The following is a 22,234-nucleotide window of genomic DNA, read 5'->3' on the forward strand; positions in this document are numbered from 1 at the left end:
GCTCAGGCCGGGGCGTGGCTGCGCAGCAGCTCGGCCACGGTGGTGCCGGTGGTCACCGGGTCGAGCGGGTGCACCAGGGTGGCGTCGACCTGGGCGTACGCGGCCAGCCAGCGGTCGGCGGCGCGGGCGATCACCAGGCAGGTCGGGGGGGCGTCGTCCCGGTCGTCCTTGATCTGCCGGGCGATGCCGAGGCCGCCACCGGGGCTCGCCTCGCCGTCGAGCAGCATCAGGTCGATCTCGTACTCGTCGACCAGCCGGATGCACCCGGCGTAGTCGGACGCGTCGACGAACTCGATCTGCAGCCCGGGGGCGGGCCGGGTGCCGACGGCCAGCCGCATCCGGTCACGGACCTGCGGGTCGTCGCTGTAGAGCAGGACGGTGCAAAGACGATCGCTCATCGCTGGCTGGCTCCCACCTCGTAGCTGCGCGCTGATCGTACCCGCCGCCGCCGGCCCGTCGACCTCGCGCCCACGCGGCGCGGTCGGCGTACCGGAAAGGGCAGGTCAGGATGTTGTTTCCGCCGCCTCCGCGGCGCGCTGGTGGGCCTCCTGGCGGTCCAGCTCGCGGTCGAGCCGGCGGGCCTCCCGCTCGGACTGGCGAATCCACTGCACCACCAGCACCGCGAGCATCGTCACACTGACGAACTCGCCGCCGGCCCACAGGACCCCACCGGCGACGACCTGGTCGTCCCAGGGGTTCGACCAGGTCAGGTTGAGCGACGGGTACCAGTCGCCGCCGAAGAGCGTGGTGCTCTGCATGATCGTGAGCCCGAGCACGGTGTGGAAGGGCACCGACAGCACCATGAGCAGCGCCCGGCCCGGGTACGGCCACCGGCCGGGCAGCGGGTCCAGCCCGAGCAGCGGCCAGAAGAACACGCAGCCGGTCATGATGAAGTGCGCGTGCACCACCTCGTGCGCCCAGGCGTGTTCGAGGGTGTAGCGGTACAGGTCGGTGAAGTAGAGCGCGAAGGGGTTCACCACGAAGATGGCGAACGCCACCAGCGGGAAGCTGTAGATCCGGGCGATCCGGCTGTGCACGATCGCCAGCAGCCGCTTGCGCGGCCGGACCGGCAGGGTGCGCAGGGCCAGGGTGATCGGGGCGCCGAGGGCCAGGAAGATGGGCGAGACCATCGACAGCACCATGTGCTGCACCATGTGCACCGACAGCAGCGCGGTGTCGTACGCGTGCAGGCCGCTGACCGTGACTGCGGCGATCCCGCCGAGGCCCGGGCCGAGGAAGAACACCGTGCGGGCGACCGGCCAGCGGTCCCCGCGCAGCCGGAGCCGGTGCACCCCGTAGAGGTACAGCCCGGCGGCGAGCACCAGCCCGAGGGCCAGCCAGCTGTCCAGCCGGGTCTCGGTGAACACCCGGGCCACGGTGAACGGCGGCGGAATCGGGTCGCCGCCGGCCGCGACGGCCGACGGCGCGGCGACCGCCGAGGCGGCGGCGAAGATCGAATCGACGTGCAGCACGCTTTTCAGGCTAGGCCAGGCGAACCGGACCCCCACGATCGGGCCACCCGTGCCACCGATTTGGCCCCCCGCTGATCGCCTGCCGTGGTCAGGGGCAATAATGACCGCGTGACTGCGGCCCCAGCCATTGACAAGAGCCGGATCCACTCTCTGACACGGCCCAACATGGTCAGCGTCGGGACGATCGTGTGGCTCTCCAGCGAACTCATGTTCTTCGCGGCGCTGTTCGCGATGTACTTCTCCATCCGTGCGGCAGCGCCGGAGCAGTGGGCGAAGCACACCGAGCACCTGAACATCCCGTACGCGACCACCTTCACGGTGATCCTGGTGTTGTCCTCGGTGACCTGCCAGCTCGGTGTGTTCGCCGCCGAGAAGGGTGACGTCCACGCCCTCCGGCGTTGGTTCACCATCACCTTCGTGATGGGTCTGATCTTCGTGCTCGGTCAGGTGAACGAGTACCGGACCCTCGTCCACGAGGGGGTGAAGATCAACGCGGACGGGTACGGGTCGATGTTCTACCTGACCACCGGCTTCCACGGCCTGCACGTGACCGGTGGTCTGATCGCCTTCATCATCTTCATGGTCCGCACGACCATGGGCCGGTTCACCCCGGCCCAGGCCACGTCGGCGATCGTCGTGTCGTACTACTGGCACTTCGTCGATGTCGTGTGGATCGGCCTCTACGCCATGATCTACTGGCTTCAGTGATCTTGGCGCGTCACGAACCGCGCCGCTGCCCCGTCCCCTGAGACAAGGTCCCACCGGTTAAGGACACAGGTCATGACTTCTGACAACGACCGCCGACGCGGTCTGCTCGCGCGACTGCGCGGCGAGCGGCCCGCAGCGCGCAGCAGGGGCCGCCGCCGGCTGGGCGCCGCGGTCCGGCTGATCGCCGCGCTGACGCTGGCCGGCGGCGCCTACACCGTCTTCGCCCCCAGCGTGCAGGCGCAGGAAAACCCGCCGATCACCGGCGCCGCCGCCGAGGGCAAGGCGCTGTTCGACGTGAGCTGCGTGTCCTGCCACGGTCGCAACGCGCAGGGCGTCGAGGGTCGTGGCCCGAGCCTGGTCGGGGTCGGTGCGGCCTCGGTCGAGTTCCAGGTCAGCTCCGGCCGCATGCCGATGGCCCGCCAGGAGGCGCAGGCCATGCGCAAGCCGCCGGTGTTCACCGACGAGGAGGTCCGCCAGCTCGGCCAGTACGTCCAGGAGCTCGGCGGCGGCCCGCAGGTGCCCGAGGGCGACCTGCGCGAGGGCGCCAACCTGGCGACCGGCGGTGAGCTGTTCCGGATCAACTGCTCGCAGTGCCACGCCTTCGGCGGTGGCGGCGGCGCCCTGTCCTCCGGCAAGTACGCGCCGAGCCTGCAGCCGGCCACCGACCGGCAGATCTACGCCGCCATGCTGAGCGGCCCGCAGAACATGCCGGTCTTCGGGGACAACCAGATCACCCCGGAGCAGAAGGCGGACATCATCGCCTACATCCAGGGCACCCTGAAGTCCGACCAGGATCAGGGCGGCTTCAACCTCGGTCGGTACGGGCCGTCCACCGAGGGCCTGGCGATCTTCCTGGTCGGCATCGTCGCGCTCGTCTTCGCCAGCCTGTGGATCGCGGGCAAGTCGTGACCGAGCGGATCATTCGATTCAGCGCTGTGGTGCCGCAGCCCGGCACCGCCCGTAGCGAGGTGACGGAATGAGCACCAAGACCGAGCACCAGGCCCACCAGGGCCCGGAGCCGCTCGACGTCCACGATCCGCGGCTGAGCCGGTTCGACATCGTCCGGGAGGGCGCGCGTCGGGACGACATCGAGATCGTCCACTACGAGGAGCAGGTCGTCCCCGGCAGCCGGGCGGAGCGGCGGCTGACCCGCACGGTCGCCTCGCTCTTCCTGCTGACCGGCCTGGCCGCGACCGCCTTCCTGGCCGTCTACATCTGGTGGCCCTGGAAGTACGAGCCGGGCTCGGGCGGGGACAAGTACTACACCCCGCTGCTCGGCCTGACCCTCGGCCTGGCGCTGCTGGGCGTCGGCTTCGGCATCCTGACCTGGGGCAAGAAGCTGCTGCCCAAGGAGGTGTCGATCCAGGACCGGCACGTGGAGGACCCGGACGCGCCGGAGAGCCGGAAGATCACCGGCGAGACGATGCTCTTCCTCGCCGACGAGCTGGGCGTGAAGCGCCGTCCGCTGCTGGGCATCTCACTGCTGGCCGGCCTGGCCCCGGTCGCCGCGGTCGCCGCGGCGCCGCTGGTCGGTGGCCTGATCTCCAACCCGCACAAGAACAACCAGATGTTCACCACCGGCTTCGCGCCGGCCGGGGGCAAGAAGATCCGGCTGGTCCGCGAGGACGGCCGGCCGATCCGCCCGGCCGACGTCAGCGTCGGCGGCCAGCTCACCGTCTTCCCCGGCATCGAGCACGGGGTGAGCAACAAGCACGCCGACTCGCCGACGCTGCTGATCCACCTGCGCGAGGAGGACGCCCAGCAGTCCCGGGCGGCCAACGCGCGGCCTGGCATCAACCACGGCGACTACATGTGGGGCAACTACACGGCGTACTCCAAGATCTGCACGCACGCGGGCTGCCCGGCGAGCCTGTACGAGCAGCAGACCAACCGTCTGCTCTGCCCGTGCCACCAGTCCCAGTTCCTGATCACCGACAACGCGCGGCCGGTCTTCGGCCCGGCCAGCCGGCGGCTGCCGCAGCTGCCGATCGAGGTCGACGAAGAGGGCTTCTTCGTGGCGCGGTCGGACTACACCGAGACCGTCGGGCCTGACTTCTGGGAGCGGCCGTGAAGCGTCGTAAGTTGGACATGGCGTCCATGCCGGGCAAGGCGGCGGTGGGGGCGGACGAGCGGCTCCAGGTCTCCACTCCGCTGCGCAAGCTGCTGAACAAGGTCTTCCCGGACCACTGGTCGTTCCTGCTCGGCGAGATCGCGCTGTTCTCGTTCGTCGTGCTGCTGCTGACCGGTGTCTTCCTCACCTTCTTCTACGAGCCGGCGATGACCGAGGTGGTCTACAACGGCAGCTACGCCCCGCTGCGGGGCACGCCGATGTCGGCCGCGTACGCCTCCAGCCTGGACATCTCGTTCGATGTCCGCGGTGGCCTGATCATGCGGCAGATGCACCACTGGTCGGCGCTGCTGTTCATGGCCGCGATCGTCGTGCACATGCTGCGGGTCTTCTTCACCGGCGCGTTCCGCAAGCCGCGGGAGACCAACTGGATCATCGGCTCGCTGCTGTTCTGGGTCGGCTTCCTGGCCGGCTTCACCGGCTACTCGCTGCCGGACGACGGCCTGTCCGGCACCGGCCTGCGGATCGCCTCCGCGATCATGTTGTCGATCCCGGTGATCGGTTCCTGGGTCACCTCGTCGGTCTTCGGCGGGGAGTTCCCGGGCGACATCATCATGAGCCGGTTCTTCATCGCCCACGTGCTGCTCGTCCCGGGTCTGCTGGTGGCGCTGATCAGCGCCCACCTCGGCCTGGTCTTCAAGCAGAAGCACACCCAGTGGCCCGGCCCCGGCCGGACCAACGACAACGTGGTCGGCGAGCGGATGTTCCCGCGGTACGCGCTGAAGCAGGGCGGCTTCTTCATGGTCGTCTTCGGCGTGATCGCCCTGATGGGTGGTCTGTTCCAGATCAACCCGATCTGGTACTTCGGCCCGTACGAGGCGTGGGTGGTCTCGGCCGCCAGCCAGCCCGACTGGTACGTCATGTTCCTCGACGGCTCCACCCGACTCATGCCGGCGTGGGAGATCAACATCCCGATCGGCGACGGGTACGTCATCCCGCCGCTGTTCTGGCCCACGGTCGTGCTGCCGGGCATCCTGGTCGGCCTCTCCACGCTCTACCCGTTCGTGGAGGCCCGCCGGCTCAAGGACACCCGCATCCACAACCTGCTCCAGCGCCCCCGGGACGCCCCGGAGCGGACCGCGATCGGCGCGATGGCAGTGGCGTTCTACGTCGTGCTCACCCTCTCGGGCGCCAACGACGTGATCGCGGACAAGTTCCAGATCAGCCTGAACGCGATGACCTGGGCGGGCCGGATCGGCCTGCTGGTCCTCCCGCCGCTGGCGTACTACGTGACGTACCGGCTCTGCCTGGGTCTGCAGCAGCACGACCGGGAGGTGCTGGCCCACGGTGTGGAGACCGGCATCATCCGGCGGCTGCCGGACGGCCGGTTCGAGGAGGTCCACCAGCCGCTCACCGCGGCGGGCCACGACGGCCACGGCGAACTGGACTACGTCGGCTGGGTGGTGCCCAAGAAGATGAACCGGCTCGGTGCCCTCGGGCCGGCCATCCGGGGCTTCTTCTACCCGATCGAGAAGCCGGCCGAGGCGCCGGTCTCGCCGGGGCACCCGCCGGTCGAGCCCCGGCCGGAACGGGAGGAGGTCGGCAGCGGCGAGAGCCGCCGCTGACCCGCCCGAGACAACGCAAGCGTGGCGCCCGCCGGATCCCTCCGGCGGGCGCCACGTCCGTTTTTCGCCCTCCGGTGGCCGCCGACCGCCGGAGGTGCCCCCGGCGCCGCACGAGCGGTGGATGCGGAACCGGCAGGGTTAATCCGGGTCAGCCGGGTATCCGTGCGGTCCAACGAAAAAAGGGGGGGAAAGATGTTGGGTCTCAAACGCCTCGGACTGCTCGCCGCCCTGGTGGTGGTCGGGCTGGTACCCGCGGCGGCGGCGCAGGCCGCGGCACAGCCGTCGACGCAGGACACCCAGTACCTGCAGGCGCTGCACCAGGTGAACCTGGCGGAGATGGAAACCGGGAAGCTGGCGCAGGACAAGGGCCAGAACCAGCAGGTCAAGGACCTTGGTGCGCAGTTCGTCACGGACCACACCCAGCTGGACCAGACGGTGCAGAGCACCGCGCAGCAGCTCAACGTCCAGTTGCCGGACGCGCCGACCACAGACCAGCAGGAGGTCATCGACAGGCTGAAGAACCTCAGCGGCGCCGAGTTCGACAAGGCGTGGGTGACCGCCGAGCTGGCCGGCCACGTCCAGGCCATCCAGGCCACCCAGACCGAGATCTCGCAGGGCTCCGAGCAGTCGGTGGTCCAGCTGGCCCAGAACGCCCTGCCGGTGCTCCAGGCGCACTACGACGCGCTGGTGGCCCTGGCCCAGACCCTGGGCGTCCCGGTCCCGCAGACCAGCGCCAGCGGCACGCCCAGCCCGGGTGGCAGCGCCACGACGCCGGCTCCGGGCGGCACCACCGAGGCCCCGGCCCCGGGCGGCACCACCACCGAGTCGCCGACCCCGGAGAACACCGAGACGCCGGTTCCGAGCGTGAGCTGACGTCGTAGCACCGCCGGTAGCCGGCCCACCGACCGGTGGGCCGGCTACCGCGCGTGCGTGGGGCGGGTCAGTCCGCGCTGGCCAGGCCGATGGCGAACGCCTCCTCCAGATCGTGCCGGGAGTACGCCCGGAAGGCGATGTGCGACTCCGTGCCCAACACGCCGGGAACCTTGGAGATGCTGCCGGCGATCACCTGGGCGATCTCGTCGAACTCCCGGACCCGCACGACGGCGATCAGGTCGACGTGCCCGGCCACGGAGTAGACCTCGCTGACCCCGGGCAGGTTGGCCAGGTTCTCGGCCACCTCGGGGATCGAGTCGGTGGCGCAGTCGATCAGTACGATCGCGGTGATCACGGGTCCGCTCCTTCGTCGTGCGTCCACTCCCGCCGGTCGGCGTCGATCACCATGCTAGAGGCCGCCCGGTCCGCCCGGACCGGGACCGGCGGGCCGCGACGGGACGCTGCCGGCGGGACACCCTCAGCGAGGCGCGGCCGGGACGGTCAGGCCCCCCGGCGCGCGGACCACCCCGGTCAGGCGCTCTGCGGCACCCACCTCGGCTCCCGGCCAGAGGACCGACCGGGTCACCTCGCCCCGCACCGTCGCCCCCGCGCCCACCACCGACTCCCGGCACCGACCGGTGACCGTGGCGCTCGGGTCGACCAGGTTGCCGCCGCCCGCGGCGTGCAGGTTCGCCGCCAGGTAGTCCGCCGGGGTGCCGGTGTCGTAGAAGGTGCCCCGGTACGGCACCACGGTCAGCGCCCCGGCCGCCTCGGCCGGCCGCCACACCGCCCGGACCAGGTCGCCCGGCTCGACGGGCAGGCCCCGCACCAGCCGCCAGGGCAGCAGCGAGAAGCCGACGAACCGGTGGCCGTCGAAGGTGCCGGGGGCGGCCGGATCGTCGGCGGGCCGACCGAGCAGGCGCACGGTCTCGCCGTCCCAGCCGGCCAGCAGCGCGGCGACGTCCGGGCCCGGCGCGGCGGCCGGATCCGCCAGGTACGCGTCGGCGTTGCCGACCAGCACGCCCCGGCCGGCGATCCAGTCCCGCAGGTTCGCCACGCCGCCGGCCGTGCCGAGCGGGTCGCCGGGCTCGACCGACAGGTGGGCCCGGCCGCCGACGTGCGCGACCACCTGGTCGCCGAGGTAGCAGGCGTTCACCGCGACGCGGGCCGGGCCGGTGAGGCCGAGCCCGGCCAGCCGGGCCAGCGCCCGGTCCAGCAGTGGGGTGTTGCCGACCGGGCAGAGCGCCTTGGGCAGCCGCTCGGTCAGCGGGCGCAGCCGGGTCCCCTCGCCCGCGGCGAGCACCACCGCGCAGACCTCCGGGCCGCCCCCGCCGGACGTCGGGGCGGTCACGCCGTCGGGCGGGGCGGCGGCAGCTCGCCGGCCCGCGGCCCGATGCCGTAGTACCCGAGCAGGTTCGCCGTCGCCCGGCTCAGTCGGGGCAGGTCGTCCAGCGGGTGCCAGGCGGCCTCGTAGACCTCGGCGCCGTCGACCTTGAGTTCCGTGGTCGACGCCGGGACCTCGGCCTCGAAGACCATGTCCACCCAGCCCTTGGCGTGCACCAGCGCGTTCGGCACCGCCGGGCGGAGCCGGTCCGGGGCGAGCCGGACCCCGGACTCCTCGAACAGCTCGCGCGCCGCGCCGACGATCGGGTTCTCGCCGCGTTGCAGCAGCCCGGCCGGGAGCGTCCAACTGTGTCCCGGCGGCTGGCGCAGCAGCAGCAGGCGGCCGGGGCCGGTGGCCTCGGCGTCACGGACCAGGGTGACCGCCCCGACGATGTACTTCGGCGTGGCGAGCCGGACGAGCCGGCGCCGCACCGACACGGGCAGCCGGTAGAAGACCTGATAGGCGAAGGCCCGTCCGGTGGCGCGGGAGCGGGGGATCATGGGTCCAGGTTAGTGGCCGGTGGGGGGCGGGCCGGCCACCGGGGGGAGAACGGTCAGTGCCGATGGTCGACCAGGTCGATGAGCTGGAGCACGACCGCGTCGGGCTCGATGACCCGGTCGAAGACCGCCACCAGCATGGTCTCCAGGTCCGGGTAGCCCAGTTCCTCCGACAGCCGCAGCAGCGGCAGGTCGCTGGCCAGCCCCCGGTTGTGCTTGCGCAGCGCCAGCCCGATGGTGGCCCGGCCGAGGCGGACCTTGTCGGCGATCGAGATGCCCGGCTCGGTGTGCTCGGCGAACCACCGGTTGATCTGCATCTGGGCGTGCGGGGACTTCACGAAGCCGAGCCACTCCTTGCGGGGGCCGCGCGGGGCGACGTCCGCCTCGAAGCCGGTCTCGGCGTCGGTCTCGGTGAAGATCTCCACCACGTCGCCCTCGTCCAGTTCGGAGGAGAGCGGGGCGAGCCGGCCGTTGATCCGGGCCGCCAGGCAGCGGTCGCCCCGGTCGGAGCCCAGCTCGTACGCCACGTCCACCGGGGTCGCCCCGGCGGGGAGGACCACCTGCCGGCCCTCGGTCACCACCTGGACCTGCGCCTCGGCCAGGTCGCAGCGCAGCGACTGGAGGAACTGCGCCGGGTCCGCGGCCTCCTGCTCCCAGTCGAGCACCCGGCGCAGCCAGTCGAGTTGTTGGGCGCGGGCGGCGGCCCCGGCGGTGCGGGGGAACCGGAAGTCGGCGGCGATGCCGTACTCGGCGGCGCGGTGCATCTCCTCGGTGCGGATCAGCACCTCGACCGTGCGGTTCTTCGGGCCGCACACGCTGGTGTGCAGCGAACGGTAGAGGTTGTTCTTGGGGGAGGCGATGAAGTCCTTGAACCGGCCGGGTGCGGGCCGCCAGAGGCCGTGCACCGCGCCGAGGGCCGCGTAGCAGTCGGTCGCCGGACCGTCCACCACGATCACGATCCGGGGCAGGTCGTACGGGGTGCCGTGGCTGCCGGCGACGGTGTCCTTCCAGATCGAGTAGAGGTGCCGGGGGCGGGGGGCCACCTGCGCGTCGACCCGGCTGCGGCGCAGCGCCACCTTCGCCTTGGCGACCACCTCGCCGAGGTACGCGTCCCAGCCGGGCCGGTCGTGCACGAACCGGGCGATCCGGGCGTGCTCGTCGGGCTCCAGGTGCAGCAGCACCACGTCGTCCAGCTCGCGTTTGAGGGTCTGGATGCCGAGCCGGTCGCAGAGCGGGACCAGCACCTCCAGCGTCTTGCGGGCGATGCGCTCCCGCGAGGCGGCCGAGCGGACCCCGAGGGTGCGCATGTTGTGCAGCCGGTCGGCCAGCTTGATGATCAGCACCCGGACGTCCTTGCCGGCCGCGATGATCATTTTCCGGGTGGTCTCCGCCTCGGCGGCCTTGCCGTAGAACGCCTTGTCGAACTTGGTCACCCCGTCGACCAGGTGGGCCACCTCGCCGCCGAAGTCCTCGGCCAGGGCCTGGAGGGTGTAGCGGGTGTCCTCCACCGTGTCGTGCAGCAGCGCGGCGACCAGGGTGGTGGGATCCATGCCCAGCTCCGCGCAGATCTGGGCGACCGCCAGCGGGTGGGTGATGTACGGCTCGCCGCTCTTGCGGAACTGGCCGCGGTGCATGTTCTCCGCGATCGTGTACGCCCGGCGCAGCACCGACGGATCGGTGCCGGTGTGGATCGCCCGGTGGGTGCGGACGAGATGGGTGACCGGATCTGTCTCGGTGCTCGGCCAGCTCAGCAACGACCGCAGCCGACGGGCCAGGGGCAGTTCACCCGGCTGGGTCGGGAGCGCGCCCCCCAGGGCGGCGCCGTGTCCGGCGTCGACGTCCACGAGGGACACCTCCTAACCCCGGCTCCACGACAGCCGGGCACCGGCAACCGGGAGCAGGCCCACGAAACGGGCAGTACTGCACTTCCTTAACAGCCTAAGCGAGGCGGGGTCGTCCGATCGGTCACTTGGTCATGGGCGTTCGGTCGAGAGTTGGTGGGACGAGGCGCCCTCGGCCTTGCTGAGCAGGTCACGGAATCGGCCCGCCCCGGCAGCCGGGGACGCCCAGCCGGAGGACATCTCCACCAACCGGGTCTCGGGTCGCTCCAGCCAGGACAGGATCCGCTCCGACTCCTCGGCGGAGGCCCGGGGCACCGGGCCGTGCCCGGGCGGGACCGTCTCGGCCGTCGCCCGGATCGCGTTCAGCGTCGGCCGCGGGTGGACGCCGGGCGGGGAGACCCCGGCGCCGGCCAGCCGGCCGTGCCGGACCAGGGCCAGCTCCCAGCCGCCCCGGGCGGCCGGGCGGGCGGCGGCCAGCTCGGCGATGCCGGCCAGCGCGGCAAGCCGCTGCATCCGTACCGTCGCGCGCAGCACCGCGGCGAGCCGCGAGCGCACCACGGCCGCCTCCTCGTAGCGCTGGTCGGCCGCCAGCGCCTCGACCCGGGCCAGCAGGGCGTCCACCACGGACCCGGGGTCGCCGGCCGTGGCGGTGCGGAACGGCGCGACGGCGCGGTCGTCGTACTCCTGCGGGGTGATCCGGTGCTCGCAGGGCGCCGGACAGCGACCCAGCTCGGCCAGCGCGCAGGCCGGGGTTACCGTGCGCAGCGACAGCCGGTGCGTGCACTGACGCAGCGGCACGGCGTCGTGGAAGCCGGCGGCGGCCAGGTCGGCCGCCCGCCGGGAGCTGAAGGGCCCCAGGTAGGCATCGTCGCCGGGGGCCAGCGACCGGACCACCGACAACCGGGGGTACGGCCCGTCGGTGAGCCTGAGCCAGACCATCCGCTCGGGATACTTCGACCGCCGGTTGTACGGCGGCGCGTGCGCGCCGATCAGCCGCAGCTCGCGGACCTCCGCCTCCAGCGAGTGGGCGCACTCGACGGCCTCCACCCGCTCGGCGGCGGCGAGCATCTCGGAGATCCGGGCCCGCTTCTCGGCGGCGGTGAAGTAGCTGCGCACCCGGGTGGCGATGTCGCCGGAGGTGCCGATGTAGAGCGGCCGGTCGTCGGCGGCCCGGAAGATGTAGACCCCGGGGACCTTCGGCAGCCCGTCGGCGAGGTGCCGCTTGCGCCGCTGGGTCGGGGTGACCGCCCGGGCGAACTCGATCGCCTCGCCGACCGTGTCGACCCGGTGCCCACCCAGCCGGGCGATCAGCCCGTGCAGCACGTCGACGGTGGCCTTGGCGTCGTCGAGGGCCCGGTGGGTGGGCTGGGTGGCGGTGCGGAAGTACGCCGCCAGGGTGCCCAACTTGCGGTTGGGCACCTCGTCGCGGGTGAGCACCCGGCGGGCCAGCGCCGCGGTGTCCAGCACCCGGGGGTTGGGCCAGCGGTAGCCGTGCCGCGCGCAGGCCGCCTTGAGGAAGCCGACGTCGTAGGGGGCGTTGTGGGCGACCAGCACCGCGTCGGTGATGAACTCCAGGAAGCTCGGCAGCACCTGCTCGATCGGCGGGGCGGGGATCAACATGGCCTGGGTGATCCCGGTCAGCACGGTGATGAACGGCGGGATCGGCACGCCCGGGTTCACCAGGGTGGCCAGCACCCCCAGCTCCTCGCCGCCGCGCACCTTGACCGCGCCGATCTCGGTGATCCCGCCGCCGTCCGGCGCGCCGCCGGTGGTCTCCAGGTCAACCACCACGAAGGTCGTCGCGTACAGCGGCAGGGCCGGGTCCACCCCGTCGCCGGCGGCCCGGTCCAGACCGGCCAGCGCCTGCTGGACGTACTCCTCTCGTGCCACCCGCGGCACGCTAGTCCGCGGGTGCGACACTCCCGCATCAGCGGCCCCACGCGTGGTCACCGGTCTAGGATGAGAGATCGGCTCACCACCGGGCGGTGGGCCCGGTCGCGGTGGGAGACTTGCCACATGCCCCTCACCGAGCCCCACGACGACAACCTCCCGGGGGAGGTGTCGGCCGGTGCCATGCGTCACCCCGGTGAGGACTCCCCGGACACCGACCGCACGTCCGACCTGCCGCGCGAGCCCGACCCGTCGCGTCCCGGCCTGACGGAGCCGCCCGCCGGGGAGCCGGAGCCGACACTGCCGGAGCCGGTACGCCAGCGGATCGTCGCGCTCACCGCCGCCGTGCTGCCGGTCCTGCCCGGCGACGAGGTGCCGGTGCCGCTGCGCCGGGTGGCCAAGTTCGCCCCCAACCGCCGGGCCCGGCTCGGCGCCTCGGTGATCGCCGCCCAACTCGCCGCCGACCCGCTGTTCCGGCAGCGGATCACCACCCGGGTGCTCGCCGACGCCGGCGACCTCGGCGCGGCCGTGGTCGAGGGCACCGCCCCGGCCGCCGCCGATCCGGTCGAGGTGGCCGCCCTGGCGTACCTGGCCCGGCCCCGGGGCTGGCGCGATCTGATCGAGGCCAGCGGCGCGGCGGTGCGGGCCGAGGCGGACAAGGCCGTCGTCGACGAGCTGATACGTGAGGCCGAGCAGCGGGCCGGCCGGGCCGAGCACGACCGGGCAGTGGCCCGGGTGGAGGCCGACAAGCTCCGCGACGAGCTGGCCCGGGTCCGCGAGGAGCTCGGCCAGCTCCGCGAGGAGAGCCGCCAGCTCGCCCGTACCCTGCGGGAGACCCAGGCCCGGGAGCGCAAGGCCGGCGAGTTGCTGGCCACCGAGCGGGGTCGGGCCACCCGGGCCGCGGCCGACGCGGACGCCGAGCTGCGCCGCGCCCGGGCCCGGCTGGCCGATGCCGAGGCGGCGGCCGGCGTGGCGCGGGTCAGCGCGAAGGAGGCCCGCTCGGTCGACGACGCGAGGCTGTGGTTGCTGCTGGAGACGATCGGGCAGGCCGCCGTCGGGCTGCGCCGCGAGCTGGCGCTGGACCCGGTCGACCAGCTCCCCGCCGACTTCGTCGCCGACGCCTTCGCGGACCGGTCGACGCCCACCCCGGCCGGCGCCGCCACCCGGGCCCGCGACACCGACGACCCGGCCCGCCTCGACCAGCTCCTCGCGCTGCCCAAGGCGCACCTGGTGGTCGACGGCTACAACGTGACCAAACGCGGCTTCGGCGAGATGTCCCTGGAACAGCAGCGCAAGCGGCTGATCACCGGGTTGGGCGGGATCGCGGCCCAGACCGGTGACGAGGTCACCGTCGTCTTCGACGGCGCGGAGCGGATGCACGGCCTGCCGCCCACCCCGCGCGGCGTGCGGGTGCTCTTCTCCCGCAAGGGCGAGACCGCCGACGAGCTGATCCGGCGGCTGGTCCGGGCCGAGCCGGCCGGCCGGCCGGTGGTGGTGGTCTCCTCCGACCGGGAGGTCGCCGACGGGGTGCGCCGGCACGGCGCGTACCCGCTGGGTGCCGACTCGCTGCTGCGCCGGCTGGCCCGTTCCTGATCCGGGGTGCTTGCTCGGATCTGGGGCGTAGCGAGTTGGTTGTCCGATTCTGTCGTACCCCTGCCGTAGCGTCGGGATGACCGACGGTGGCCGGCGGCGACGACGGCGACCTGGGCGACGACGTGGTCGGCCAGGTCGGTTCCGCCCGCCGCCGACGCATCGCTTCAGGAGGAACGATGCTGATCGACTGCGACAGGTGCGTGATCCGGGGCGCGGGCTGCTCCGGCTGCCTGGTGACCGCGTTGTTCGAGGCCGACGGGCCCGGGGGCGAGCTCGGCGCCGCCGAGCACCGGGCGATCGAGGTGTTCGCCCGGGCCGGCTTCGACGTCGAGGTGCTCCCGCCCGCCGCGCCCACCCGGGCGCCCCGCCCCCGCCCGGCCCGCCGCCGGGTGGCGTAACCGCCCGCCCGCCGCCGGTCGGGGTGCGGCCCGGTCGGGCGACCGCCGCCGACCGCCGCCCAGGGAGGCCCCGCGTCCGTCGGGCCATAGGATGGGCGCTCACGGCGGGAGGAGTGGCATGACGCGGGTACGACGCGACGGCGGTGCGCGCGACGCGACGCCGACCTGCCCACCGGCGGTGCCCGCCGCGCCCGGCCACGTGCTGGCCCGTGTTCCGCCGGCCCGGGGCCTGGTGGTGGCCGGGGTGGCGGGATGACGCCACGCGGCTGGGCGGTGCTCACCCTCGCCGGGCTGGCCCTGGCACTGCTCGTCGCCGGCGCCCTGCTGGTGCCGTGGCACCGGCCGCCGGCCCCGCGCGCCGACCAGCTCGCCGCGCTGCGGGACCTGCCCGTCGACCAGGTCGCCCACAGCCGGGAGTTCCGGGCCGCGCTGCGCCCCGCCGGCTGGGCCGGTCTCGCCCTCGGGCTGCTGGTGGCCGTGGCGCTCGGGCTCACCCCGCTGGGCAGTCGCCTCGTGGAGCTGGCAGGGCGCCCGTTCGGCGGTCACTGGATCGCCCAGGCGGTGCTCGGCGGGCTGGCCGTGGTGCTCGTCGCCGACCTGCTCACCCTGCCCCTCGCCGCCTGGCGGCAGACGATCCTCACCCGGTACGGGCTGAGCACCCAGGGCTGGGCCGGCTGGACGGCCGACCTGCTCAAGTCGTACGCGGTCAGCGCCGTGATCGGCGCGCTCGCGCTGCTCGGCTTCTACACCGTGACCCGGCTCGCCCCGCGCTGGTGGTGGGCGTTCGGCGCGGCCGGCGCGGCCGGGCTGGTGGTGCTGCTGTCGTTCGTGCTGCCGGTGCTGGTGGAGCCGGTGTTCAACCGGTTCACCCCGATGGAGCAGGGCCCGCTGCGCACCGAGCTGATGGGCATGGCGGCCCGCGACGGGGTGCCGGTGCGCGACGTGCTGGTCGCCGACGCGTCCCGGCGTACCCGCGCGGTCAACGCGTACGTCTCCGGGCTCGGGCCGACCCGCCGGGTCGTCGTCTACGACACCCTGCTGCGCGAGGCCACCCCGGCCGAGGTGACCAGCGTCGTCGCGCACGAGCTGGGGCACGCCAAGGACCGGGACGTGTGGACGGGCACGCTGACCGGGGCGCTGGGCGCCGCGCTGGCCGTGGTCGTGCTCTACCTGCTCGGCTCGGCCGGCCCGCTGCTGCGCCTGGCCGGCGTCGACTCGATCGCCGAGCCGCGCGCGTTCCCGCTGCTGATCGCGCTGGTCACGGTGGCCGGGCTGGTGACCGCCCCGGTCCAGGCGCTGGTGTCCCGCCGGGTCGAGGTCCGGGCCGACGCGCACGCCCTCGCCCTCACCGGCGACCCGGCGACCTTCGAGGCGATGCAGCGCCGCCTGGCCGGGGTGAACCTGGCCGATCCCGATCCGCCCCGCTGGGAGTACCTCTACTCGGCGTCGCACCCGTCCACGGTCGAGCGGATGGCCGCCGCCCGCGCCTACGCCAGGGAGACCGGCCGATGAGCCGCACGCTGCTGATCACCAACGACTTCCCGCCCCGCGCGGGCGGCATCCAGTCCTTCGTGCACAACCTCGCCGTCCGCCAGCCCACCGGATCCGTGGTGGTCTACGCGTCGAGCTGGCGGGGGGCGGAGAAGTTCGACGCCGACCAGCCGTTCGAGGTCGTCCGGGAGCGCACCCGGGTGCTGCTGCCCACCCCGCTGGTCGCCCGCCGGGCCGCCCGGCTGGCCCGCGAGCACGACTGCGACACCGTCTGGTTCGGCGCGGCGGCCCCGCTCGGGCTGCTCGCCGCCGGGCTGCGCCGCCGTGCCGGCGTCCGCCGCGTGGTGGCCCTGACTCACGGGCACGAGGTGGGCTGGGCGGCTCTGCCCGTGGCCCGGGCCGCGCTGCGCCGGATCGGCCGGGGCGCGGACGTGGTGACCTACCTCGGCGAGTACACCCGGGTCCGGCTGGAGCGGGCGCTGCACGGGGTGACCGAGCTGCACCGGTTGGCGCCCGGCGTGGACGTCGAGACGTATCACCCGTCGGTCGACGGCGAGCCGGTCCGGGCCCGGCTCGGGCTGGCCGACCGGCCGGTGGTGGTCTGCGTCTCCCGCCTGGTGCCACGCAAGGGCCAGGACATGCTGATCCGCGCCCTGCCGGCGATCCGCCGCCGGGTGCCGGACGCGGCGCTGCTGGTCGTCGGCGGCGGGCCGTACCGGGACACCCTGGAGAAGCTGGCCCGGCAGACGGGCGTCGAGCGGGACGTGGTCTTCACCGGCTCGGTGCCCTCGGGGGACCTGCCCGCCCACTACGCCGCCGGTGACGTCTACGCCATGCCCTGCCGCACCCGCAACCGGGGCCTGGACGTAGAAGGGCTCGGCATCGTCTACCTGGAGGCGTCCGCGACCGGCCTGCCGGTGGTGGCGGGCGACTCGGGGGGCGCGCCCGACGCCGTCCGCGAGGGCGAGACCGGGTACGTCGTCTCCGGCCACGACGTCGCCCAGCTCGCCGACCGGGTGGCCACCCTGCTCGCCGACCGGGATTTGGCCCGGCAGCTCGGCGCGGCCGGCCGGGCCTGGGTGGAGCGGGAGTGGCGCTGGGAGACCCAGGCCGCCCGGATGGCCACCCTCCTCGCCGGCTGACCGCCGCCCCTCGGCAGGCCGCCGTGTTCGGCTGGCCGCTGCCCGTTCGGGCCGACGTCCCGGTCGGGGGTCAGGTGCCCCAGGAGGGCGGCGGCGGTGCGGGTCGGCCGAAGTGCCAGCCCTGGGCGGCGTCGCAGCCGATGGCACGCAGCCGGTCGGCCTGCCCGGCGGTCTCCACCCCCTCGGCGGTGACGGTCAGGTCCAGCGCGTGCGCCAGCGAGACCAGCGAGGCGAGGATCCGCTCGTCGGTGCGGCTGGTCGGGTCGTCCGCGGGGGCCCGCAGCCCGGCCACGAAATCCCCGGCCACCTTCAGCTCGGTCACCGGAAGATCGCGCAGGTACGCCAGGTTGCAGTAGCCGGTGCCGAAGTCGTCGATGGCGATCCGCACGCCGAGGTCGGCCAGCACCCGCAGGGCGCGCACCGGCTCCTCGACGGCGCTCATCATGGTGCTCTCGGTGACCTCCAGCTGGAGCCGCTCGGGCGGCAGGCCGGTGCGGTCGAGCACGGCGCGCACCAGGTGCACCAGGTCGGGCCGGTGCACCTGCCGCACCGCCAGGTTGACGCTGACGAACGGCGCGGCACCCCCCGGCTCGGACCAGGTCGCCGCCTCCCGGCACGCCTCGGCGAGCACCCAGCCGCCGAGCGGGACGATCAAGCCGGTCTCCTCGGCCAACCCGATGAAGCTGTCCGGGCGCAGCTCGCCGAGCGCGGGATGCCGCCAGCGGACCAGGGCCTCGGCGCCGAGCACGGTGCCGTCGCACAGCGAGGTAAGCGGCTGGTAGTCCAGGTAGAACTCACCCCGCTCCAGGGCCGCAGGGATCGCCGCGGAGAGCGCGTACCGGGCCAGCTCCCGGCGGTTGCGGTCGGCGTCGTACAGCGACCAGCGGGCGCCCCCGGCGGCCTTGGCCCAGTGCAGCGTGGCGTCGGCGGCGCGCATCAGGTCGACGGGGGTGGTCCCGGCCACCGGGCGTTCGACGATGCCGATGCTCGCCGACACGGTCAGCTCGTGCCCGTCGACCAGGGCCGGCTCGCCGACCGCGGCGAGCGCCGCCTCGGCCACCTTCACCACGTCGTCGGTGCAGGCGGTCCGCTCGACCAGGATGACGAACTCGTCACCGCCGAGGCGGGCGACCAGATGCTCGTCGAGCGCCCGGCGCAGCCGGTCGGCGACCGAGACCAGCAGCCGGTCGCCGACCTGGTGGCCGAGGGAGTCGTTGACCACCTTGAAGCGGTCCAGGTCGAGGAAGCACACCCCGACCCGGTCGGCGCCCCGGCCCGGGGCGTCGATCGCGGCGGCGAGCCGCTCGGTGAACAGGATGCGGTTGGGTAGGTCGGTCAGCGGGTCGTGGGTGGCCTGGTGCCGGAACCGGGCCTCGCTGTCGCGCAGCGCCCGCTCGGCCTGCGCCCGGGCCACCATCGCGGCCCGGCGGATGGACTCCTGCTCGTCCAGCGTGCGCCCCCGCAGTGCCCGGGCGTAGCCGGTGGCCACGGTGGCCAGCAGCCGGGCCAGCCGGTCCTCGACGTCCTCGCCGACCAGCCCCAGGTCGCGCAGCAGCCGGAGCTGCACGACCTCGATCGTGCGGCCCAACCCCTCGGCGGAGGCGATGTGCGACTCGACCAGCTCCGCCCCGACCTGGTGGCCGACCCGCAGGTCGAACGGCTCGGCCACCAGTGCCTCGGCCAGCCGATCGGTGAACCGTTGCAGCAGCGCCTCCAACTGGGCCTGGGCCATCGGCAGGTAGCTGGTGCCGGAGACCGCCTTCGCCCAGGCCCGGGCGAAGGCCCCGGGATACGGGGTGAGGTGCCCCGGGCGCGGAGCGAGCGGCCCCGGATACGAGGCGAACGACCTCGGACCCGCCGGGCCGTCGGACCGCTTACCCACCGAGCCGCCCGACGCCGCCCATGAAGACCGCCTGCTCGGCGTCCTCCGCGCTCTCCGGTGTCTCGGGACGCCACTGCGGCACCCAGCCGACTCCCGGGTCGACCAGCTCGAAGCCGTCGAAGAGGGAGGTCAGCTCGGCGCGGCTGCGGATGAACAACGGGTTGTCGGTGCGGCGGTAGACCGCCTCGGCCTCCGCGCGCTCCCCGGTGTCGTGGCGGTCCTCGTCGCTGGCCTGGGAGAGCACCAGGTAGCTGCCCGGCGCCAGCGCCTCGCGCAGCGTCCGCAGGATCTCCGCCGGCCGGTCGGAGTCCGGGATGAAGTGCAGCACCGCCACGATCATCACCGCGACCGGCTGCGACAGGTCCAGCATCCCGGTGATGTCGGGGTGGGTCAGGATCCGTTCGGGGTGGCGCAGGTCCTCCTGGACCACAGCGGTCCGGTTGTTGCCGCTGAGGATCTCCCGGCTGTGCGCCACCGCCACCGGGTCGACGTCGACGTAGACCACCCGGGAGGCGGGGTCGATCCGCTGGGCGATCTCGTGCACGTTGCCGACCGTCGGGATCCCGGAGCCGATGTCGAGGAACTGGCGGATCCCGGCCTCGGCGAGGAAGTGCACCGCCCGGCGCAGGAACGCCCGGTTCGCCTGGGCCATCAGCGGCGCCTCGGGCACCGCGTCCACCATCGCCCGCGCGGCGGCCCGGTCGGCGGCGAAGTTGTGCGAGCCGCCGAGGTAGTAGTCGTACATGCGGGCCACGCTGGGGCGCTCGATGTCGATGGTGTCGGGTGCCCAGTCCGGCCGCTGCATGCCCTACCCCTTTGTCAACGACGCGGAACACGTCGTCCCGCGCGGGTCATCCGGGTATTCTGCCCCGCCAGCCACACGGGTGACCAGACAGGGCCGCTCCCCGCCCGACCGGCCGGTCGGGCGGTCCCGTTGACCGGACCCTACGGCCGTCGCGGAAACCCCCGGCCGGCGACTGCCGGTCGGACGGGGAAGCGGTCAGAACTTCGGGGCGTCCGGCGCCTCGAGCAGGCCGAGCCGCAGCGCCGTCATCAGCGCCTGCGCCCGGTTGGCCGCGCCCAGCTTCTCGTAGAGCTTCGAGATGTGCGTCTTGGCCGTCGACTCGCTGACGAAGAGCTGCTTGGCGATGCCCGCCACGCTCATGCCGTCGGCGAGCAGCCGCAGCACCTGGCCCTCCCGGGGGGAGAGCTGCGGCCCGGACGGGGCGAGCCGCCGCTTCATCGCCTCGGCCAGGTCGGCCGCGGTGAACGCGCTCGGCGAGGAGGCGGCATGCCGGGCGGCGGCCACCACCTCGTCGGCCGGGGCCGTCTTGGGCACGAACGCGCTCGCCCCGGCCTCCAGGGCGCCGAAGAGCTGGTCGTCGCCGGCGTACATGGTGAGCACGACGATGCCCATCGAAGCGCTGGACTTGCGCAGCGCGCGGGTTGCCTCCAGGCCACTGCCGTCGGGCAGTCGCAGGTCCATGATCACCACATCGGGCTGGAGGGCGCCGGCCTGCCGGACCCCCTCCGCCGCCGTGGCGGCCTCGCCGACGACCTCGAACTGCCGGTCCCGCTCGAAGGCGTGCCGAAGTCCCTTGCGGATCAGGTCGTGATCGTCGACGAGGAGGACCTTGGTGCGGGTCGCCGGTGTCGGGCTTGTGGTCATCCTCGGGTTACTCCCCTTCTGCTGCTGCCGCGTTGCCGCGCACCCTATCGCGCCGGGGCGAGGAGCCGAGAACCACGGCCACGGTCGTGCCGCTGGGTTGCCGCGGCCTGATCTCCAACCGGCCCCGGATACGTTCCGCCCTCTCGGCCATGATCGCAAGGCCGTAGTGCCCGTCCGGCCGCTGGTCACCGATGCCGTGACCGTCATCCGACACTTCGATCTGCGCGTACGGCGGGTCCACCTCGCAGGTGACCCACAGGTTCGACGCCCCGGCGTGCTTGCGCGCGTTGGTGACCGCCTCCTGGGCGATGCGCAGGAGTTCCGCCTCGGTCGCGGCGGGCAGCCGGGCGGTCGACTCGTCCAGCGACAGGTGCACCCGCAGCCCACCGGACGCGCCGACGGTGCGGGCGTACTCGGCGATCGCGGCGGCCAGGCCGCCCTGCCGGTCCACCTCGCTGCGCAGCTCGAACAGGCTCAGCCGCAGCTCGGTGATCACCCGGGTCACCTCGTGGCGCAGCTGGCGCAGCGACTCGGCGGTCTCGTCGGCGTCCTCGAAGACGGTGGCCAGGGCGTTGTCGATGCCGTACCCGACCATGACCAGTTCCTGGGCGACCCCGTCGTGGATCTCCCGCGCCAGCCGCTGCCGCTCCTCGTTGGTGGCCAGCGAACGCACCTCGTCGAAGAGCAGGGCGGCCTCCAGCCGCAGCGCGGCCGGGCGGGTCAGCGCCGTCACCCGGGACACCACCGGCGGCGGGTACGCCTGCGCGGCGTCCGCCTCCATCACCAGCATGCCGATCGTGCGGACGCCGGCTACCAGGGGCACGATCAGCGCCGACACGTCGCCGCCGGTGTGCGAGCGGGCCTGCGAGCGGCTCGCGGTCTGCGGCTGCTGGCTGGCCCAGGCGTCGGCGATCGCCGAGTCCGCGTCGAGCGTGGTCTCCCAGTCGACCCGGTCCACGCCCACCTGGGCGAGCACCACCAGCCGCCCGCCGCCGCTGGCCGAGAGCACCGCCGCCCGTTCGGCCCGGGCCACGGTGCGCAACTCCTCCAGCAGGTGCTCGGAGATGCCGCCCGGGTCGAGGGTGGCACCGGGAAGCTGCCGGGCGACCGTGCGGAGCTGGGTCAGCAGCCGGGTGGCCTCGGCGTACGGCTGGGGCTTGCCCTCGCCGCGGACCCGCATCACCCGGTGCAGGGTGCCGGCCGTGTAGAGCCCGAGCCCGGCCAGGATCAGCCACTGGGCGCAGACCGCGAGGTACCCCGGCTGGCCGAGCTGCCGGCCGCCGTCTACCCCGGTGAGCGCGGCGCTGATCAGCAGGGTGGCGGCGCAGACGGCGAGCAGCGCCGCGCCCTCGCGGAACCGGCGGCGCAGCGCGGTCACGGTCACCGGGACGGCGAGGTACGCCAGCACGGCCGAGGCGCCCAGCCCGCCGGCGGCGCCGTCGAGGGTGGTGACGGCGGCGACCTGGCTGGCGGCCAGCCCCAGCACCACGACCTCGGCGAAGCGGCTGAGCGGGCCGAGCAGCCGGTGCTGGGGGGCCAGGACGGCGGGCAGGCCGGCGGCTCCGAGCAGGGCGATCCACCAGAGCTGCCCGACGTCGCGGGTAGCGAGGAAGGTGAGGACGGCCACCAGCGCGAGCATGACCAGGCGCGCGGCGGTGGCGAGCGGCTGCGTGGGCGGCCGGACGGGTGTCGAGGAGGCTG

21 protein-coding genes are annotated in these 22,234 nt (G+C 73.7%); 10 read left to right on the forward strand and 11 right to left on the reverse strand.

The window, feature by feature from the left end; translation table 11 throughout:
* Nucleotides 1–2: 2 nt before the first annotated feature.
* Nucleotides 3–398, reverse strand: coding sequence for a hypothetical protein (locus ABT023_RS07715; protein WP_350882819.1), 396 nt, complete (start codon nt 396–398; stop codon nt 3–5).
* A gap of 105 nt (nt 399–503) precedes the next feature.
* Nucleotides 504–1,454 carry a cytochrome c oxidase assembly protein gene (locus ABT023_RS07720; protein WP_502890615.1) on the reverse strand — a complete coding sequence of 317 codons (951 nt, stop codon included), beginning with the start codon at nt 1,452–1,454 and terminating at the stop codon, nt 504–506.
* Nucleotides 1,455–1,580: 126 nt separating this feature from the next.
* On the opposite strand from ABT023_RS07720, the gene ctaE reads away from it, so the two are divergent.
* The 5 genes from ctaE (at nt 1,581) to ABT023_RS07745 (ending at nt 6,746) form a co-directional block, all read left to right on the forward strand.
* Entirely contained in the window at nt 1,581–2,180 is a 600-nt protein-coding gene (gene ctaE / locus ABT023_RS07725; RefSeq protein WP_350882823.1) for an aa3-type cytochrome oxidase subunit III, read from the forward strand.
* Between the two features lie 72 nt (nt 2,181–2,252).
* Complete coding sequence (gene qcrC / locus ABT023_RS07730) at nt 2,253–3,089, forward strand: cytochrome bc1 complex diheme cytochrome c subunit (protein ID WP_350882825.1); 837 nt, start codon at nt 2,253–2,255, stop codon at nt 3,087–3,089.
* A gap of 67 nt (nt 3,090–3,156) precedes the next feature.
* Nucleotides 3,157–4,251 (forward strand): cytochrome bc1 complex Rieske iron-sulfur subunit, encoded by a 1,095-nt coding sequence (gene qcrA / locus ABT023_RS07735; RefSeq protein ID WP_350882827.1) that lies wholly within the window; start codon nt 3,157–3,159, stop codon nt 4,249–4,251.
* The gene (qcrB, locus tag ABT023_RS07740) at nt 4,248–5,873 is read left to right on the forward strand and encodes a cytochrome bc1 complex cytochrome b subunit (protein WP_350882829.1); all 1,626 of its coding nucleotides are present in this window, start codon (nt 4,248–4,250) and stop codon (nt 5,871–5,873) included. Before qcrA ends, qcrB begins: the two co-directional genes overlap by 4 nt.
* A 192-nt stretch (nt 5,874–6,065) precedes the next feature.
* Nucleotides 6,066–6,746 (forward strand): DUF4142 domain-containing protein, encoded by a 681-nt coding sequence (locus ABT023_RS07745; protein ID WP_350882831.1) that lies wholly within the window; start codon nt 6,066–6,068, stop codon nt 6,744–6,746.
* Nucleotides 6,747–6,813: 67 nt separating this feature from the next.
* On the opposite strand, the gene ABT023_RS07750 is transcribed toward ABT023_RS07745, so the two are convergent.
* The 5 genes from ABT023_RS07750 to ABT023_RS07770 form a co-directional block, all read right to left on the reverse strand.
* The gene (locus ABT023_RS07750; RefSeq protein ID WP_350882834.1) at nt 6,814–7,101 is read right to left on the reverse strand and encodes an Lrp/AsnC family transcriptional regulator; all 288 of its coding nucleotides are present in this window, start codon (nt 7,099–7,101) and stop codon (nt 6,814–6,816) included.
* Between the two features lie 123 nt (nt 7,102–7,224).
* The gene (locus ABT023_RS07755; RefSeq protein WP_350882836.1) at nt 7,225–8,097 is read right to left on the reverse strand and encodes a nucleotidyltransferase family protein; all 873 of its coding nucleotides are present in this window, start codon (nt 8,095–8,097) and stop codon (nt 7,225–7,227) included.
* Nucleotides 8,094–8,630 (reverse strand): NUDIX hydrolase, encoded by a 537-nt coding sequence (locus ABT023_RS07760; protein ID WP_350882838.1) that lies wholly within the window; start codon nt 8,628–8,630, stop codon nt 8,094–8,096. Before ABT023_RS07760 ends, ABT023_RS07755 begins: the two co-directional genes overlap by 4 nt.
* A gap of 53 nt (nt 8,631–8,683) precedes the next feature.
* Nucleotides 8,684–10,471, reverse strand: coding sequence for a RelA/SpoT family protein (locus ABT023_RS07765; protein WP_350882840.1), 1,788 nt, complete (start codon nt 10,469–10,471; stop codon nt 8,684–8,686).
* A gap of 129 nt (nt 10,472–10,600) precedes the next feature.
* Nucleotides 10,601–12,358 (reverse strand): DEDD exonuclease domain-containing protein, encoded by a 1,758-nt coding sequence (locus tag ABT023_RS07770; RefSeq protein ID WP_350882842.1) that lies wholly within the window; start codon nt 12,356–12,358, stop codon nt 10,601–10,603.
* A 126-nt stretch (nt 12,359–12,484) separates the two neighbouring features.
* On the opposite strand from ABT023_RS07770, the gene ABT023_RS07775 reads away from it, so the two are divergent.
* From ABT023_RS07775 to ABT023_RS07795, 5 genes are all read left to right on the forward strand, one after another.
* The gene (locus ABT023_RS07775; protein ID WP_350882844.1) at nt 12,485–13,951 is read left to right on the forward strand and encodes an NYN domain-containing protein; all 1,467 of its coding nucleotides are present in this window, start codon (nt 12,485–12,487) and stop codon (nt 13,949–13,951) included.
* A 176-nt stretch (nt 13,952–14,127) separates the two neighbouring features.
* Nucleotides 14,128–14,349 carry a hypothetical protein gene (locus ABT023_RS07780; protein ID WP_350882936.1) on the forward strand — a complete coding sequence of 74 codons (222 nt, stop codon included), beginning with the start codon at nt 14,128–14,130 and terminating at the stop codon, nt 14,347–14,349.
* Nucleotides 14,350–14,467: 118 nt separating this feature from the next.
* Nucleotides 14,468–14,605, forward strand: coding sequence for a hypothetical protein (locus ABT023_RS07785; protein ID WP_350882846.1), 138 nt, complete (start codon nt 14,468–14,470; stop codon nt 14,603–14,605).
* Nucleotides 14,602–15,861 carry a M48 family metallopeptidase gene (locus tag ABT023_RS07790; protein WP_350882847.1) on the forward strand — a complete coding sequence of 420 codons (1,260 nt, stop codon included), beginning with the start codon at nt 14,602–14,604 and terminating at the stop codon, nt 15,859–15,861. Before ABT023_RS07785 ends, ABT023_RS07790 begins: the two co-directional genes overlap by 4 nt.
* On the forward strand, nt 15,858–16,982 hold the full coding sequence (locus ABT023_RS07795) for a glycosyltransferase family 4 protein (RefSeq protein ID WP_350882848.1): 1,125 nt from the start codon (nt 15,858–15,860) through the stop codon (nt 16,980–16,982). Before ABT023_RS07790 ends, ABT023_RS07795 begins: the two co-directional genes overlap by 4 nt.
* 70 nt (nt 16,983–17,052) lie before the next feature.
* Here the strand turns inward: ABT023_RS07795 and ABT023_RS07800 are convergent, their stop codons facing one another.
* The 4 genes from ABT023_RS07800 to ABT023_RS07815 all read right to left on the reverse strand — a co-directional run bounded on the left by ABT023_RS07800 (nt 17,053) and on the right by ABT023_RS07815 (nt 22,178).
* A complete protein-coding gene (locus tag ABT023_RS07800; RefSeq protein WP_350882938.1) occupies nt 17,053–18,714 on the reverse strand; it encodes a putative bifunctional diguanylate cyclase/phosphodiesterase in 1,662 nt (553 codons plus the stop codon).
* A 142-nt stretch (nt 18,715–18,856) separates the two neighbouring features.
* A complete protein-coding gene (locus ABT023_RS07805) occupies nt 18,857–19,669 on the reverse strand; it encodes an SAM-dependent methyltransferase (RefSeq protein ID WP_350882850.1) in 813 nt (270 codons plus the stop codon).
* Nucleotides 19,670–19,864: 195 nt separating this feature from the next.
* Nucleotides 19,865–20,533: a response regulator transcription factor gene (locus tag ABT023_RS07810; protein ID WP_007072219.1), complete on the reverse strand. Its 669-nt coding sequence runs from the start codon at nt 20,531–20,533 to the stop codon at nt 19,865–19,867.
* Nucleotides 20,534–20,540: 7 nt separating this feature from the next.
* Complete coding sequence (locus ABT023_RS07815; RefSeq protein ID WP_350882940.1) at nt 20,541–22,178, reverse strand: sensor histidine kinase; 1,638 nt, start codon at nt 22,176–22,178, stop codon at nt 20,541–20,543.
* Nucleotides 22,179–22,234: the final 56 nt, after the last annotated feature.

Source organism: Micromonospora sp. NPDC002296 (assembly GCF_040296145.1).
In the GTDB taxonomy this organism is placed as follows: Bacteria; Actinomycetota; Actinomycetes; order Mycobacteriales; family Micromonosporaceae; genus Micromonospora.

What these genes read in the sequence shown, in the direction of transcription:
- ABT023_RS07715 (WP_350882819.1), bottom strand. Translation starts at nt 398, where the DNA reads ATGAGCGATCGTCTTTGCACCGTCCTGCTCTACAGCGACGACCCGCAG.
- qcrC (WP_350882825.1), top strand. Translation starts at nt 2,253, where the DNA reads ATGACTTCTGACAACGACCGCCGACGCGGTCTGCTCGCGCGACTGCGC.
- qcrA (WP_350882827.1), top strand. Translation starts at nt 3,157, where the DNA reads ATGAGCACCAAGACCGAGCACCAGGCCCACCAGGGCCCGGAGCCGCTC.
- ABT023_RS07745 (WP_350882831.1), top strand. Translation starts at nt 6,066, where the DNA reads ATGTTGGGTCTCAAACGCCTCGGACTGCTCGCCGCCCTGGTGGTGGTC.
- ABT023_RS07760 (WP_350882838.1), bottom strand. Translation starts at nt 8,630, where the DNA reads ATGATCCCCCGCTCCCGCGCCACCGGACGGGCCTTCGCCTATCAGGTC.
- ABT023_RS07775 (WP_350882844.1), top strand. Translation starts at nt 12,485, where the DNA reads ATGCCCCTCACCGAGCCCCACGACGACAACCTCCCGGGGGAGGTGTCG.
- ABT023_RS07780 (WP_350882936.1), top strand. Translation starts at nt 14,128, where the DNA reads ATGCTGATCGACTGCGACAGGTGCGTGATCCGGGGCGCGGGCTGCTCC.
- ABT023_RS07785 (WP_350882846.1), top strand. Translation starts at nt 14,468, where the DNA reads ATGACGCGGGTACGACGCGACGGCGGTGCGCGCGACGCGACGCCGACC.
- ABT023_RS07790 (WP_350882847.1), top strand. Translation starts at nt 14,602, where the DNA reads ATGACGCCACGCGGCTGGGCGGTGCTCACCCTCGCCGGGCTGGCCCTG.
- ABT023_RS07795 (WP_350882848.1), top strand. Translation starts at nt 15,858, where the DNA reads ATGAGCCGCACGCTGCTGATCACCAACGACTTCCCGCCCCGCGCGGGC.
- ABT023_RS07800 (WP_350882938.1), bottom strand. Translation starts at nt 18,714, where the DNA reads ATGGCCCAGGCCCAGTTGGAGGCGCTGCTGCAACGGTTCACCGATCGG.
- ABT023_RS07805 (WP_350882850.1), bottom strand. Translation starts at nt 19,669, where the DNA reads ATGCAGCGGCCGGACTGGGCACCCGACACCATCGACATCGAGCGCCCC.
- ABT023_RS07810 (WP_007072219.1), bottom strand. Translation starts at nt 20,533, where the DNA reads ATGACCACAAGCCCGACACCGGCGACCCGCACCAAGGTCCTCCTCGTC.